This window comes from Shewanella sp. AC91-MNA-CIBAN-0169 (genome assembly GCF_040310165.1).
Classification (GTDB): domain Bacteria; phylum Pseudomonadota; class Gammaproteobacteria; order Enterobacterales; family Shewanellaceae; genus Shewanella.
Genome location: NZ_JBEOPM010000026.1, coordinates 35,255 through 50,661 on the forward strand (window position 1 = coordinate 35,255; position 15,407 = coordinate 50,661).

A 15,407-nucleotide genomic window follows, 5' to 3' on the forward strand; every position below is an offset into this window, starting at 1 on the left:
AAGTGACTGATTTGAGCGCGCGATGATACATAAAGTGCGCTATAAACTCAAGCACTAACTCACTCTTTTCAGCAATCTTGAATACAGGTATGATGGCGACAGTCCAAAATACCGCGTTTACGCCGTCAAGAATAAAACAGTCTAATGATAACCATGAAAAACATAGTCACAACATGCTGCCTCTTTTTATTGTCTGCTCCGGCATGGGCGTTAGTACCACCAGATTATCAAGAACCGCCTAGTAATTTTAATGCTGAAGTTGAAGCTGGTTTACAGCTAAACAGTGGTAACAACGAAACTAAAAACTTTAACGGCCGTACTTATTTAACTTACGACTCGCCGAGCACCAAACAAGAAGCGACATTAAAGGCTTATTATGCCTCTGATGGAAATGAGTCTACTGCGGAAAAGTACGAATTGTTTTTACAGTCTAACTATAAATTAGAGCGTGGTTATGTATTTGGTCGTGGCGAATTTACCTGGAACGAGTTTGGTTCTTATACCCGTATTTCTACTATTTCTACTGGTTACGGTTTTGACTTAATTAAAAACTATAAAACCAAATTGAGCCTTGAAGCCGGCCCTGGTTATCGTTACGACCAACCGCAAGCCAGTATTGCTGAACCAAACCCTGATGAAAATCGTGATGTAATATTACGTTCAGCGGCTAAATATACGGTAAAATTGCAAGAATATACTAGCTTCAACGCCGACGTAACAGCCGAAACAGGTTTAGACAACAACACGTTAACCCTTGATATGAGTTATAAAAATACATTTATTCAAGATTGGGCATTTAAAATCGGTATGAACATCAAGTACACTGAAGTGGTGCCTGATGAAAGTAAAAACACCGATACAGTCACCACATTCAACTTGTTGTACACGTTTCAATAATTATTGATCGTAAATGAAGCGTAACAAGACAATCAATCAGTAGGGCTAACGTAGCCTTACTGAACCAATAAAGGCGCAGTTATGGACAGCCCGCTTCGCAGTTTTGCATCCTTATATAGCACCACTTTTTTAATGGTACTTGCTGCAGGTCTACTGACAACCTACCTGGGCTTAAGCCTGACCACCATGCAAGTGCCACAAATATGGATTGGTGGCATGATGTCTGCCTACTATATTGGTCTTGTGTGCGGTTCCAAAGTTGGCCATAAACTTATCGCTCAAGTTGGCCATATTCGTGCTTTTGTTGCCTGTGCTGGAATCGTCACCGCATCAGCACTGGGTCATGCCCTCATCGACAACTTAACCATATGGTTAGTATTGCGCCTTGCCGTTGGTATGGGAATGATGTGCCAATATATGGTGTTAGAAAGCTGGCTCAATGAACAGGCCGAAAATAATCAACGCGGCACCGTATTTGCCAGTTACATGATTGTATCTTATTTAGGGTTAATGGCTGGCCAGGGAGCCATTAGCTTATATCCTGATTTGGGCATAGAACCACTGCTGTTAATCGCCATATGTTTTGCATTATGCATTGTGCCTATTTCAATCACTCGAAGAATTCACCCAGAACCGTTAACGCCGGCACCATTACAAATGGGTCTGTATTGGAAACGTGCCCCTCAAGCCTTAACGACAATAGCGTTAGGAAGCATGATTGTAGGTTGTTTTTATGGTTTAGCGCCATCTTATGCGACTGCTAAAGGTATTGATCCTGAACATGTTGCACTCTACATGTCTTGTACCATTTTTGCCGGGTTGTTAGCCCAATGGCCAATGGGTAAATTATCTGACATTATTTCTCGTAGCTTATTAATTCGCATTAACTGTACGTTATTGGGGGTTATCGTATTAATTATTACGGTCGTTCCATTCCATTCAGTGTATTCATTAATATTAACCGGTTTATTTGGTATTTTAGCGTTCACCTTATACCCATTAGCAACTGCCTTAGCAAACTCACGCGTAGACCAACACGAACGAGTTGGACTGTCTGCCACTATATTAGTGACCTTCGGTATCGGAGCAAGTATTGGCCCCTTAGTTGCTTCTGGTTTAATGCAGGTCTTAGGTGACCAAATGCTGTATGGGTTTATGGCAATCTGTTCGTTTACTTTATTAGTAAGACTACTGTGGATTAATTTACGCCAAAAAGCCGAACAGACTGCCACTGGAGATTACATAATGGCAGGTGGTGATTTAGTCAGCTCGCCGTTGGCAGCATCATTCGATCCACGTGTGGATATAGAAATGGTCAACGAGCAAATGATCAATCCTGCCGAGGATGCATTTGATAGCGTGCCAGATTCAACCGACGATGAGCTTGAAGATGCCGATGAGCAAGCCGGTTATAATACTGCTTATGCTAGCGTAGTAAACGATGATAGTTTGGGGCATGAGGAATTGGATGACGAAGATGTCGATAATGAGATCGGTAGACGTTAATTGATGTCATAAATTGCATATATAAAGTGTATTTATTTAAAGTGCACTTGTTTAAACTGAGCGCATTAGCCGTTTTGAATTAATAAAAACGTTAAAGCAGTATGTAAAACACTCAATATCCTGAGCTCGAGATAATAAAAAACGGCGATTAATATCGCCGTTTTTTGATCGCATTCTTTGCTATTTTCGCTAGCAACAACGCTAATGGATAGGTGATTAACCTAAACGCTGTCTAACCGCTTCAAATAAGCAAACACCAGTGGCAACAGACACGTTGAGACTCGACACGCTTCCAGACATTGGAATCGATACAAGTGAATCACAACCTTCGCGTGATAAACGACGTAAACCTTTATCTTCCGCGCCCATAGCAATCGCTAGCGGCCCTTTGAGGTCTGCTTGGTATACATTACCTTCGGCTTCGCCTGCAGTACCTACAATCCAAACACCTTTATCTTGCAAGTGACGCATAGTACGAGCAAGGTTAGTCACTTGAAATAACGGTATGGTTTCTGCTGCGCCACAAGCAACTTTGCTTACGGTTGAGGTTAACCCTACTGAGTTATCTTTTGGTACGATAACCGCATGTACCCCAGCAGCATCAGCATTACGTAAACATGCGCCAAGGTTATGTGGATCAGTTACACCGTCTAAAATTAATAAGAAAGGCACTGCAGTTTTATCAAGTAACTCATCTAAATCTTTTTCAGTCAACGGCTTAACAGCCTTAACGCGAGCCACAATACCTTGGTGTTGTGAGCTACCCGCTTTATCATCTAACACTTTACGTGCTGCACGTTGTAGTGTTGTACCAAAGGTTGACGCTAGATTAATTAACGGGGTTAAGCGTTCGTCATCACGGCCTTGTAGTAGCCAAAGTTCAATGACACGTTCAGGGCTGTTATCTAACAAAGCTTGAACGGCGTGAATGCCAAAAATGGTATCTTGTTTTTTCATTTAATTACTTTCTCTTGCTGCGCTTGGCAGGGTTTTTCTTAACGCTAGAATCTGGTTTTGCTGCATCCGTTTTTTGTGCAACTGCAGAAGATTTTTTCACCGCCGCTGGTTTTGCTGCTGGAGATGAAGCTTTTCCGCTTGAACGACGCTTGCTGGCTTTAGGCTTATCAGACTTTGGTTTGTCAGACTTTGATTTATCAGACTTAGGCTTATCTGATTTAGGTTTATCAGACTTTGCAGATGACTTACCTCGTGCTGACTTAGCGCCTTCAGCATTCACTCGTTGGCGCGCTGTTGTTGGCTTACTGCCTTTACGCGCTGTTTTACCCGCACCTTTAGTGTTGTCACCCACCATCAATAAATCAATTTGACGATCATCAAGATTCACCGCCGCAACTTTAACCGTCACAGGATCGCCTACTTGATATACTTGGCGAGAATTTTCACCAATTAACCGTTGGCGCATTGGATCAAATTGATAATAGTCACTGGCAAGACTTGAAATATGTACCAGCCCATCAATAAATAATTCGTTTAATCTGACAAATAACCCAAAGCTAGTGACTGAGGCAATAACCGCATCGAAAGTGTCGCCGACGTGATCTTGCATATATTCACATTTAAGCCAATCACTCACATCACGGGTAGCTTCATCTGCACGACGCTCAGTGGTGGAACATTCTTCACCTAATGCATCTAACTCTTCAATCTGGTAGAGATAACCACCATCTTGAGTCCATTTATCGTTAACATTGTCCTGCTCTTTTGCGAGTAAATATTTAATTACTCGGTGCAAAACTAAGTCAGGATAACGACGAATTGGCGACGTAAAATGCGAATAAGCTTCTAATGCCAAACCAAAGTGACCTTCGTTGTCTGGGCTGTAAACGGCCTGGCGCATTGAGCGCAATAACATCACCTGAATTAACTCAAAGTCAGGACGGTCAGCAATTTTTAACATCAGATTTTGATAGTCAGTCGGGGTCGGCTCTAATCCGCCATCCATGCTTAAACCACGCTCAGCAAGAAACTCTTTAAAATTAGCCAGTTTTTGCTCTGATGGTGCTTCGTGAACACGATATAGCACTTCACCTTTGTGCTTTTTAACAAATTTCGCCGACGCCACGTTGGCTAAAATCATACATTCTTCAATGATTTTATGCGCTTGATTGCGACCTCTAGGGACAATTTTATCAATTTTACGTTGTTCATTAAAAATGAATTGCGTTTCTAGCGTTTCAAAAGCAATCGCCCCACGCTCTGCACGGCGCTCATCTAAGATCAGATATAACGACTGCAAACACAATAAATGCGGGAATAATACTTCATGCTCAGGGGCAATTGCACCACCTTCTAGCATGTCGGCAACTTGGGTGTAGGTAAAACGTGCATGAGAGTGCATTACCGCGGGATAAAACTTAGTACCCGATAACTTACCCGCTGCAGAAATGGTCATTTCAGCAACCATACATAAACGGTCGACTTTTGGCTTTAATGAACACAAGCCATTAGATATTTTCTCAGGCAACATTGGGATAACTTGCGATGGGAAATATACCGAGTTACCACGTGAGCGCGCTTCAGTATCTAATGCTGAATCAGTGCGTACATAATGACTCACATCAGCAATTGCTACCCATAAACGCCAGCCACCACTTGGTTTTGCTTCAGCATACACCGCGTCATCAAAATCACGGGCATCTTCGCCATCAATAGTGACTAACGGTAAATGACGTAAATCGACGCGACCTAATTTATCTTCTTCGGTGACTTCGTCAGGAATACGTTTGAGTTTTTTCTCAATAATCGCTGACCAAGTATGTGGTAAATCATAATTACGTAACGCAATTTCAATTTCCATACCCGGTGCCATTGTCTTACCCAAGACTTCGGTCACTTTCGCTGCCGCTTTAACAAAACGACCAGGGCGACGGGTTAACTCAACCACGACAACATCACCGGCGCGCGCGCCTAGTGTATCTTCGCTGGCAATTAATATTTCTTGGGTGATGCGTCTGTCATCAGCAATAACAAAACCCATGCCGCCGTCGACGTGATAACGGCCAACTAATGCAGCTGTTCGCTCATGAACTAAGCGCACAATTCGTGCTTCGCGACGACCACGACGATCAGTACCTGCTTTTTGAGCAAGCACTTTATCGCCATGGAAATACATCAGCATATCGCGATTATTAATAAATAAATCGTCACCGCCTTCATCTGGCTTAAAAAAGCCGAATCCATCGCGATGGCCTAAAACGGTACCAGACAATAAATCCATCCGTTCAGGTAAGCCATAGCTTTGTCCGCGGGTAAAGACTAGCTGGCCATCACGCTCCATTGCACGTAAACGACGGCGGAGGGCTTCTAATGGCACTTCATCTGTAATGGATAATGCTTCAGCTATTTTATCGCGGGAAACAGGAGACTTTTGGGCGCGCAAGTATTCTAAAATATACTCACGGCTAGGAATAGGATTGTCGTACTTGTCTTGTTCTCTCTCAAAATGAGGATCGTTGATCATTCAATTTCCAAATAATTCGCTCCATATTTTGGAGCCTTTAACGTGTGTACAGCTGAGGCTGCTGTGCCCTGGCCACAATACTGGCGGGCATTTTTGCAGCGAGCATCTGCAGTAAAGACGAGGCCTTTTTCTGTTGGGCGTCGTCATCAAATATACTGTTATATAACCAATGATAGCCAAGTTCATAATCGGCAGGACTTCCGTAGCCTTCACCAAATAAATGAACCAATGTCATTCTTGCGGTTAAATCCCCATTAGCTGCCGCAGGCAATACATATTGCACTGCACGATTGGGATCTTTAACCACTAGTTTACCGCGATAATAATAATCTGCCAATTTTACCATCGCTTCAGCGCTACCCTGCTCAGCAGAGGTTTGCAGCAGCGCCATGCCGCGAGAAGGATGAGCCTTGACACAAACACCGTTATTAAGCATTTCAGCCCATAAAAATTGGTACATGGGTTGCTGTAATACTTCAGCACGGGCTTCAATGTCTTGAACCAGCTGACAGTCGTCTGCTTTTACGCGTTGTAAATATTGATTTGAGCGGATGAGCGAAATCAATTGTTGATCGCTATAGATATCGACGGCTTCTGTCACCGCAAATACATTGATCGAAACCACACTCAACAACAATAAACAGATACGCAACATAAGGATTCTCAATGGCACTTTCATGACTTATCCATCGGCAGTATAGCGTATTTCTTGAATAGAAACTGTTACAACCGTTAATAGCATCCATTAAAAAGGCCGCTTATCGCGGCCTTTTTGGTTTACTTGAACGGACTCACCAAAATCATGGTTTCATTTCTGTCCGGCCCCGTAGAGATAATATCAATAGGCGTTTCTAATAACTCTTCGATACGCTTGATATAATTTATTGCCGCTGGAGGCAATTGCTCGATTGTTGTGGCACCAAAAGTGGTTTCACTCCAACCAGGCATGGTTTCGTATATTGGGGTAACTAAATCATAACCTTCTGCAGCCAAAGGCGTAACCTTTGAAACTGTTCCATCAGCATATTGATAGCCAACACAAATTTTAACTTCTTTTAGGCCGTCTAAAACGTCTAATTTAGTTAAACAAAAACCACTAACACTGTTGATTTGAACTGCGCGGCGCATTGCCACAGCATCTAACCAACCTGGACGACGCTTACGACCAGTTGTTGCACCAAACTCTTGGCCTTTCTCACCAATATAATCACCAATTTCATTGGCTAATTCTGTTGGGAAAGGACCAGCACCGACACGAGTCGTATAAGCTTTCATGATGCCTAAAACATAGTCTAAATGACGAGGACCAAAACCTGAACCGGTCGCAACACCACCAGCTGTCGTGTTTGATGAAGTCACAAATGGATAAGTACCGTGGTCGATATCCAATAATGTGCCTTGAGCGCCTTCAAAAAGAATTGGCTCACCCGCTTTACGCGCAACATCAAGCATTTCGCTAACATCAGTACACATGCTTTTTAGATAATCAGCAATCGCTAATGCATCATCAAGTGTTTGCTGGTAATCAACGGCTTCAACTTTGTAGTACTCAGTTAGCATGAAGTTATGATATTTCATCACTTCTTGTAACTTAGTCGCAAAAAGTTCTGCATTAAACAAATCACCGATGCGTAAACCGCGACGAGAAACTTTGTCTTCATATGCAGGACCAATACCACGACCAGTTGTACCAATGGCTTTATTACCGCGAGCTTTCTCGCGAGCAACATCCAATGCACAATGGAATGGAAGGATAAGCGGACATGCTTCAGAAATTAATAAACGCTCTTCGACAGGTACGCCGCGTCCTTTTAGCATGTTGATTTCTTTCATCAACGCATCAGGAGCAACAACCACACCATTACCGATAATACATTTTACGTTATCACGTAAAATGCCTGACGGAATAAGATGAAGAACGGTTTTTTCACCATCAATTACCAAAGTATGACCGGCATTATGACCGCCTTGGTAACGAACTACGTATTTTGCCTGTTCTGTTAAAAGGTCGACAATCTTACCTTTGCCTTCGTCACCCCATTGAGTGCCGAGTACGACTACATTTTTGCCCATTATTAGCTGCAACGTCTTGTGGTATAAAATAGAATTTTAACAGATTTTAGGGGGTTATAGGCAAGTGTTTTATTGAAAAATGATCAATAAAACAATTCCTGCAGTAACTAAACATCCACCTAAGCGTCTGAGAACATTTTGCTTTTGTGTAGAAAGCTCTAATAAATATTTTTGCCACTTGTTAGGAAAAAGTAACGGACCAAGCCCTTCAATAATTAAAACTAAGCCAAATGCGGTCATTAACAATGGTAAATTCATGTTTTAGCCTCTTTTTAACTGATACCAATTCCATTAATTATGTAACCTCAACTCGGCATATAAATGAGGTTACATCATTATAAAAATTAAAGCTTAGTCATTAGCCACTATCAAACTTGTCATTTATTTTACTAACAAGGCAAATTGACGCGTCAATAGCTGGCCTATTGCAAGCCTGCTTGTATAAAGAATAACGCAGTTAGCAAGACAAAGGACTGCTTGCGAGGCGTTTGTTATCTCAAGTTCAGGCTATGTACCTTTCAGCCGATGTTTCTGGCCTATTCACATTGATGCTATACAACATCATTAACCCACACAGCACATTTTACACGATAAATTTTAGACAATAAAAAACCCAGCAAATGCTGGGTTTTTTGAATCCAAAAAACGAATTAACGCTTAGAGAACTGTGGCTTACGACGTGCTTTACGTAGACCAACTTTCTTACGTTCAACTTTACGTGCATCACGGGTAACAAAACCAGCGCTACGTAGAGTAGGACGTAAAGCTTCATCTAGTTGCAATAATGCACGGGTAATACCGTGACGAATTGCACCAGCTTGGCCAGTAGTACCACCGCCCTTTACAGTTACATAGATGTCTAACTTATCAGTCATTTCAACTAATTCTAATGGTTGACGAACAACCATACGAGCAGTTTCACGACCAAAATATACATCCAAAGGACGTTGGTTTACAACGATATTGCCACTACCTGCTTTAGCGAAAACGCGAGCTGTAGATGTTTTGCGACGGCCAGTGCCGTAGTACTGAGTTGCAGACATTTGCTTACTCCTCCCGTTTAGATATCAAGAACTTGTGGTTGTTGTGCAGCGTGGTTATGTTCTGTGCCAGCGTAAACTTTAAGCTTACGGAACATGGCACGGCCCAAAGGACCTTTTGGTAACATACCCTTAACTGCTTTCTCGATGATCATTTCAGGCTTATGAGCTTGAAGCTTCTCAAAGCTGATTTGCTTAATGCCACCAATGAAGCCTGAATGAGAGTAGTAAATCTTACCAGCAGCTTTATTACCAGTTACAGTCACTTTTTCAGCATTGATAACGATGATATAATCACCAGTGTCAACGTGTGGAGTGTATTCTGGCTTATGCTTGCCACGTAAGCGAGTTGCGATTTCAGTTGCGATACGGCCTAAAGTTTTGCCTTCAGCGTCAACAACAAACCAGTCACGAGTTACAGTTTCTGGTGTAGCAGTAAAAGTCTTCATTATTACAAAAACCCAAAGTTAATTTTCTGTCTCACATGCTGACTGCAGGTTGCAATCAACACAAAATTACCGATTCTTGCCCCTTCGAACATGAATATTGGCTTACAACTTCCGCCCAAATTGGCGGATTAACGCGGGCAGGTCGCAGATTATACGCAAAGCCACAGCAAAGATCACCTGCTTTCTGATAATATTTCAAATAAACTACTCAATGAGTGCTGAACAAAATATGCCCGAGTTTTCAAAAAGTACCGTTTGCAGGCTTAAGGTAAATGTTCCAGCGCCAGATACTCTCTTGATTGCATTTCAATCAGCCTTGAACGACAGCGTCTGAACTCAAAATTTAGCTGGCCATCGGTATAAATATGTTCCAATTCGACTTGGGCTGAAATAATCAATTTGACATTTCTTTCGTAGAATTCATCGACCATGGCTAAGAAGCGTCTGGCAATATCATCACCCGTTTGCTGCGATCCCATTTGCTCTAAACCACTCACCAGCACGGTATGATAGAGGCAAGCCATTTCCATGTAGTCACGTTGCGAGCGAGGCCCATCACATAAATCACGGAAGTTTATTAATAGTACTCCTTGTGACTGTTGACGAATACGAATTGCACGCCCATCAACTTCTATAGAAGTGGTAAGCTTTTCAGATTCCGGCGCCAGTTGGTCAAAATAATGTATTAGATTGATGTCAGCTTGTTCATCGAGGGGATAATGATAAATCTCCGCCTGCTCTAAAGTTCGTAAACGGTAATCAATTCCAGAATCGACATTTAAGATTTCACAGTGCTGATTAATCAAGGCAATGGCAGGTAAAAAACGCACCCGTTGTAAGCCATTTTTATATAATTCATCAGGAATGATGTTTGAGGTGGCCACGAGGGCAACCCCTTCTTTAAATAATGCTTGAAATAACGTCCCTAACAGCATGGCATCGGTGATATCTGACACAAAGAATTCATCGAAACAGATGATTTGATATTGTGACGCCATCTTTTTAGCGATAGTAAGCAGAGGATCTTGTACGCCTTTTAGTTCACCTAAGTCATGATGAATTTGATGCATGAATCGATGGAAATGAGCGCGTAATTTTAGCTCTGTAGGCAAGGCATCAAAAAAGGTGTCCATTAGATAGGTTTTACCCCGGCCAACCCCACCCCAAAGATACAAACCTTTTACTGGTGGAGGTGTAGACTTAATCCCTATTGCGCTAAACAATTTACTGACGCCAGATGCCGGTTTAGCAGCGACAATCAATTCATCATATACTCGCTGTAGTGACTTAACCGCTTGTTCTTGTGCGGCATCATGTGAAAAATCATCTCGGGTAAGGTCTTGCTGATAATGCTGCCAAGGGGTTAACTGCGACACGATTACGACTCTCTTGCATCAAATAATTGCTGCGAATAATAACATTAAATAATAAATACGAGTAATGGCTTCAACGGATCAAATTAACCTTTGTTAATAAAAATGGAACTAACACGATGATCGTTACTCTGATTGATTAACGTAAATTTGTTAATTGTTTGCTTATCGTTGTGCTGACTTGCTCGCCATTGTAGAACATCATTAAACAAGCTCACGACTACACACTAACAAAAATGATTAACGATATTTAACTTTGAAATCATGCCATCAAGCCACATATTTTATGTTATCAAGCTTGAATGCATACAGGAGCTATCCATAGATGAAAACCAAATTAAGCTTACTTTCTGCCGCGTTATTAACTGCATCGTTAGCCATGACACCCACGCTATCATTTGCTGCCATTCCACAAGCTGTCGACGGGCAAGCCATTCCTAGCTTAGCGCCAATGTTAGAACGGACAACGCCAGCTGTTGTGTCGGTAGCAGTATCGGGTACCCAAGTTTCCAAGCAACGCGTACCAGATGTGTTTCGTTACTTCTTCGGTCCAAATGCACCACAAGAACAAGTTCAGGAACGTCCTTTTAGAGGTTTAGGTTCAGGGGTTATTATTGATGCCGACAAAGGCTACATCATAACCAATAACCATGTCATCAATGGCGCTGACGACATTCAAATCGGCTTACACGACGGTCGTGAAGTTACAGCTAAGCTAATCGGTGCAGATAAAGAATCAGACATTGCCCTGCTTCAAATTGAAGCAAAAAACTTAATTGCTATTAAACAAACTGATTCTGACGAAATTCGCGTCGGTGATTTTGCTGTGGCCATTGGTAACCCATTTGGTCTTGGACAAACCGTCACGTCAGGGATAGTCAGCGCGCTAGGCCGCAGTGGTTTAGGCATTGAAATGCTAGAAAACTTTATCCAAACCGATGCCGCTATAAATAGTGGTAACTCGGGCGGCGCATTAGTTAACTTAAAAGGTGAACTCATCGGAATTAACACCGCAATCGTGGCCCCTAATGGTGGTAACGTCGGTATTGGTTTCGCGATTCCTGCCAATATGGTTAATAACCTTGTTGATCAAATTATTGAACACGGTGAAGTAAGACGTGGCGTACTGGGAGTATCAGGACGAGACCTTGACAATGAACTTGCTAAAGCCTTTGGTTTAGACACTCAGCATGGTGGCTTTGTGAATGAAGTTATGCCAAAAAGTTCAGCTGACAAAGCCGGACTAAAAGCGGGTGACATTATTACCAGCCTGAATGGCCGCAGCATTAAGACTTTCCAAGAACTGCGCGCAAAAGTTGCCACTATGGGCGCGGGTGCAGAAGTAGAGTTTGGGATTATTCGTGACGGTGATAAAAAGACCATCAAAGCGACCTTAGGCGAAGCGGATAAAGTCGAAGCTGAAGCGGGTAACGTCCACCCTATGTTACAAGGCGCAACGTTAGAAGACAGCAAGAAAGGCATCCAGATCACTGAGATTGCTCAAGGCTCACCAGCTGCAATGAGCGGTTTGCAAAAAGGAGACTTAATTGTGGGACTTAACCGCAACAAAGTGACCAGTCTTAAAACATTAAAAGAAATGTTGAAAGACAATCAAAGCTCTGTAGCGCTAAAAATATTACGTGACAACAACTTGCTCTACCTAGTTTTACGTTAATATTGTCAAACCACTAGAATCGCACTCGATAACAACCATGAGTTTATTGAGTGTGACTTCAGTTAAGGAATTAAGCATCGACAACCGTTTGGTCGATGCTTAATTTTTTGAGCTATGTTAATATAATAGCCATTTTTTTTAACAATTATTCATGCCATGAACCTAAAAGACACTTGCATCTATATAACTAAAGCTGTGGTATTTGGTCTGATCATGGCAGCAGTTTTTTTAGCCATAACCTCCTTGCTCCAAAACTCCTCGCTCAACCATAGCTTAACGAATGTCAGCAATAATGGCTCAGAATTATCTTTTGCTAAAGCGGTCCGCCGTGCAGCCCCTGCCGTTGCTAATATTTATAGCCTTAGTATTGATCAACATAATCCACTCAATTCAAGTTCACTTCAAGGTCTCGGCTCTGGAGTAATAATGAGTAAAGAAGGTTACGTATTAACCAATTACCATGTGATAAAAAAAGCCGATGAGATTGTGATTGCGCTGCAAGATGGGCGTAAATTTACCGCCGAAGTGGTTGGTTCTGATCCCGAAACTGATTTAGCAGTACTCAAAATTGAAGGTGACACTTTACCTATCGTACCGATTAATCTTAATAAGCTCGCCCAAGTAGGCGATGTGGTATTGGCCATTGGCAATCCTTATAATATTGGCCAAACCATTACCCAAGGGATTATCAGTGCAACAGGACGTAACGGCTTAAGTTCAGGTTACTTAGACTTCCTACAAACTGATGCCGCCATCAATGCTGGCAATTCTGGTGGAGCATTAATCGACACCAGTGGTGAATTAATTGGTATCAATACTGCCGCATTCCAAGTGGGTGGTGATAATGGGGGTAATGGGATTAGTTTCGCGATTCCGATAAAGTTAGCTCACAGTATCATGGACAAATTGATTAAGCATGGTCGAGTTATCCGCGGTGCATTAGGCATTTCTGGTGAACCACTTAATCCCGTAATGGCCCAGATACTCAACTTACCTGATTTAAAAGGTGTGTTGGTTACAGGTATTGATCCTGGCGGACCAGCAGCACGTGCACGTTTATCTCCTAGAGATGTTATTACTCAATATAATGACGAAGATGTTCCAGGTGTTGAAATGTTAATGGACAGAATTGCAGAAACTACCCCGGGTACTAAAGTCAACATGACCATTATTCGTGAAGGTAAAAAGCAAACACTACCGGTGATTATTTCAGAAAAGATCACTGCAGCAGAGTAGCAGACGCAAATATTCACAATGTATTTCGACAAAAAAACCATTCAAATGAATGGTTTTTTTATGCGTCAGCAGTAATGTTTATGACGACTGCACTTGATCTATTTCACACCAGCTATTTCACACCAGCTATTTCACACCAGCTATTTAACCCTGACGACTTCAGCACCTAAGCCTTGGAACTTAGCTTCAATGTGCTCGTAACCACGATCTAAATGGTAGATACGATCTACTGTTGTCGTTCCTTCAGCCATTAAGCCTGCAATGACTAAGCTGGCAGATGCACGTAAATCTGTCGCCATAACTTGGGCGCCATTTAACCGTTCAATACCATGAATAATGCAAGTGTTGCCTTCAAGCTCTAGATTAGCACCCATGCGGCTCAGCTCTGGTACATGCATAAAACGATTCTCGAAAATCGTCTCTGTAACACGGCCAGTGCCTTCAGCAAGAGCATTCAACACACAAAATTGCGCTTGCATATCGGTTGGAAACGCAGGATAAGGTGCAGTTTTAATATTGACTGATTTTGGACGTTGGCCCTTCATATCAAGCTCAATCCAGTCCTCGCCGGTCGTGATCTCAGCACCGGCATCTTCAAGCTTTGATAATACCGCTTCTAATGCACTAGGGTCTGCAGATACACAGCGAATTTTGCCACGTGTTACCGCTGCGGCAACCAGGAAGGAACCGGTCTCGATGCGATCAGGCATAACACGATATTCGCAACCCGATAAACGCTCAACCCCTTCAATCTTTAAGGTCGCAGTGCCTACACCAGTAATCTTTGCACCCATAGCAATTAAGCAATGTGCTAAATCAGTGACTTCAGGCTCACGGGCAGCATTTTCAATCACTGTGGTGCCATCAGCTAACGCAGCGGCCATAAGCAAGTTTTCAGTTGCGCCGACACTGACCATATCCATAAAGATATGTGCGCCTTTTAAACGACCATCTACGCGCGCTTTGATGTAGCCTTCTTTGACTTCAATCTTAGCTCCCATTAACTCTAAACCATGTAAATGCAGATTCACCGGACGTGCGCCAATAGCACAACCGCCAGGCAAAGAAACATCTGCAGTACCATAACGGGCAAGCAATGGACCTAAAATAAGAATAGAAGCGCGCATTGTTTTGACTAAATCATAAGGGGCGCAGTATTCATTTAAATTGGTGGTTGAAATACGAATGCGGCTACCGCCTAAGTCTTCAACCTCTGCACCTAAACAGCGTAGTAGTTCACAGCTGGTGATCACGTCACGTAAGTTAGGCACATTTGAGACAATAAAATCTGTTTCAGCTAATACGCCAGCCATTAAAATTGGCAATGCTGCGTTTTTTGCACCAGAGATCACGACTTCGCCAGCTAAAGGGTTGCTGGCTTTAATAGTTAATTTATCCACTGTGAGTCTCAGTTGTTACATATTGAAAAGTTTTTCACGCTTCCACTGGGTAGGCGTAAAAGTTTTAATCGTTAACGCGTGCAATTCACCACTGGCAATTTGCTCAGCTAAAGGAGTATAAATCGCCTGCTGCTGTTTTACACGGCTCATGCCTTCGAAGCATTCACCCACGGCGACCACTTTGTAATGGCTGCCATCAGAGGTCACATGTGCTTCTGTTAGCGACAACGCCTCTGTTAAAATCTGTTCAATAACCTTGCATTCCATGAAATCAATT

14 protein-coding genes are annotated in these 15,407 nt (G+C 42.5%); 4 read left to right on the forward strand and 10 right to left on the reverse strand.

All coding sequences use genetic code 11. From position 1 onward, the window contains the following. Nucleotides 1-144 precede the first annotated feature (144 nt). Nucleotides 145-897 (forward strand): DUF481 domain-containing protein, encoded by a 753-nt coding sequence (locus AAEY98_RS18320; protein WP_174839655.1) that lies wholly within the window; start codon nt 145-147, stop codon nt 895-897. 81 nt (nt 898-978) lie between these two features. Then, entirely contained in the window at nt 979-2,403 is a 1,425-nt protein-coding gene (locus AAEY98_RS18325) for an MFS transporter (RefSeq protein ID WP_162023885.1), read from the forward strand. A 216-nt stretch (nt 2,404-2,619) separates the two neighbouring features. On the opposite strand, the gene rlmB is transcribed toward AAEY98_RS18325, so the two are convergent. The 8 genes from rlmB to zapE form a co-directional block, all read right to left on the reverse strand. Beyond that, nucleotides 2,620-3,360 carry a 23S rRNA (guanosine(2251)-2'-O)-methyltransferase RlmB gene (gene rlmB / locus AAEY98_RS18330; RefSeq protein ID WP_011638792.1) on the reverse strand — a complete coding sequence of 247 codons (741 nt, stop codon included), beginning with the start codon at nt 3,358-3,360 and terminating at the stop codon, nt 2,620-2,622. Nucleotides 3,361-3,364: 4 nt separating this feature from the next. Continuing rightward, nucleotides 3,365-5,884, reverse strand: coding sequence for a ribonuclease R (gene rnr, locus AAEY98_RS18335; RefSeq protein WP_101085199.1), 2,520 nt, complete (start codon nt 5,882-5,884; stop codon nt 3,365-3,367). Between the two features lie 37 nt (nt 5,885-5,921). Continuing rightward, nucleotides 5,922-6,539, reverse strand: a complete 618-nt coding sequence (locus AAEY98_RS18340) for a tetratricopeptide repeat protein (protein ID WP_392341439.1) — start codon at nt 6,537-6,539, stop codon at nt 5,922-5,924. Nucleotides 6,540-6,661: 122 nt separating this feature from the next. Continuing rightward, entirely contained in the window at nt 6,662-7,957 is a 1,296-nt protein-coding gene (locus AAEY98_RS18345) for an adenylosuccinate synthase (RefSeq protein WP_101085197.1), read from the reverse strand. 69 nt (nt 7,958-8,026) lie between these two features. After that, nucleotides 8,027-8,215 (reverse strand): DUF2065 domain-containing protein, encoded by a 189-nt coding sequence (locus AAEY98_RS18350; protein ID WP_011638796.1) that lies wholly within the window; start codon nt 8,213-8,215, stop codon nt 8,027-8,029. Between the two features lie 392 nt (nt 8,216-8,607). Beyond that, entirely contained in the window at nt 8,608-9,000 is a 393-nt protein-coding gene (gene rpsI, locus AAEY98_RS18355; protein ID WP_011494965.1) for a 30S ribosomal protein S9, read from the reverse strand. Between the two features lie 17 nt (nt 9,001-9,017). Next, nucleotides 9,018-9,446, reverse strand: a complete 429-nt coding sequence (gene rplM / locus AAEY98_RS18360; protein ID WP_011638797.1) for a 50S ribosomal protein L13 — start codon at nt 9,444-9,446, stop codon at nt 9,018-9,020. Between the two features lie 263 nt (nt 9,447-9,709). Then, nucleotides 9,710-10,822, reverse strand: a complete 1,113-nt coding sequence (gene zapE / locus AAEY98_RS18365) for a cell division protein ZapE (RefSeq protein WP_182743142.1) — start codon at nt 10,820-10,822, stop codon at nt 9,710-9,712. A 322-nt stretch (nt 10,823-11,144) separates the two neighbouring features. On the opposite strand from zapE, the gene degQ reads away from it, so the two are divergent. Together degQ and degS are read left to right on the forward strand one after the other, a co-directional pair. Beyond that, nucleotides 11,145-12,494: a Do family serine endopeptidase DegQ gene (degQ, locus tag AAEY98_RS18370; protein ID WP_162023889.1), complete on the forward strand. Its 1,350-nt coding sequence runs from the start codon at nt 11,145-11,147 to the stop codon at nt 12,492-12,494. 156 nt (nt 12,495-12,650) lie between these two features. Then, nucleotides 12,651-13,730 (forward strand): outer membrane-stress sensor serine endopeptidase DegS, encoded by a 1,080-nt coding sequence (gene degS / locus AAEY98_RS18375; RefSeq protein ID WP_182743140.1) that lies wholly within the window; start codon nt 12,651-12,653, stop codon nt 13,728-13,730. A 140-nt stretch (nt 13,731-13,870) separates the two neighbouring features. On the opposite strand, the gene murA is transcribed toward degS, so the two are convergent. After that, complete coding sequence (murA, locus tag AAEY98_RS18380) at nt 13,871-15,130, reverse strand: UDP-N-acetylglucosamine 1-carboxyvinyltransferase (RefSeq protein WP_192114194.1); 1,260 nt, start codon at nt 15,128-15,130, stop codon at nt 13,871-13,873. 15 nt (nt 15,131-15,145) lie between these two features. Next, nucleotides 15,146-15,397: a BolA family protein gene (locus tag AAEY98_RS18385; RefSeq protein ID WP_011638802.1), complete on the reverse strand. Its 252-nt coding sequence runs from the start codon at nt 15,395-15,397 to the stop codon at nt 15,146-15,148. Nucleotides 15,398-15,407: the final 10 nt, after the last annotated feature.

Coding starts and splice junctions, on each gene's coding strand:
- AAEY98_RS18320 (WP_174839655.1), top strand. CDS start 145: ATGATAACCATGAAAAACATAGTCACAACATGCTGCCTCTTTTTATTG.
- AAEY98_RS18325 (WP_162023885.1), top strand. CDS start 979: ATGGACAGCCCGCTTCGCAGTTTTGCATCCTTATATAGCACCACTTTT.
- rlmB (WP_011638792.1), bottom strand. CDS start 3,360: ATGAAAAAACAAGATACCATTTTTGGCATTCACGCCGTTCAAGCTTTG.
- rnr (WP_101085199.1), bottom strand. CDS start 5,884: ATGATCAACGATCCTCATTTTGAGAGAGAACAAGACAAGTACGACAAT.
- AAEY98_RS18340 (WP_392341439.1), bottom strand. CDS start 6,539: ATGTTGCGTATCTGTTTATTGTTGTTGAGTGTGGTTTCGATCAATGTA.
- AAEY98_RS18345 (WP_101085197.1), bottom strand. CDS start 7,957: ATGGGCAAAAATGTAGTCGTACTCGGCACTCAATGGGGTGACGAAGGC.
- AAEY98_RS18350 (WP_011638796.1), bottom strand. CDS start 8,215: ATGAATTTACCATTGTTAATGACCGCATTTGGCTTAGTTTTAATTATT.
- rpsI (WP_011494965.1), bottom strand. CDS start 9,000: ATGTCTGCAACTCAGTACTACGGCACTGGCCGTCGCAAAACATCTACA.
- rplM (WP_011638797.1), bottom strand. CDS start 9,446: ATGAAGACTTTTACTGCTACACCAGAAACTGTAACTCGTGACTGGTTT.
- degQ (WP_162023889.1), top strand. CDS start 11,145: ATGAAAACCAAATTAAGCTTACTTTCTGCCGCGTTATTAACTGCATCG.
- degS (WP_182743140.1), top strand. CDS start 12,651: ATGAACCTAAAAGACACTTGCATCTATATAACTAAAGCTGTGGTATTT.
- AAEY98_RS18385 (WP_011638802.1), bottom strand. CDS start 15,397: ATGGAATGCAAGGTTATTGAACAGATTTTAACAGAGGCGTTGTCGCTA.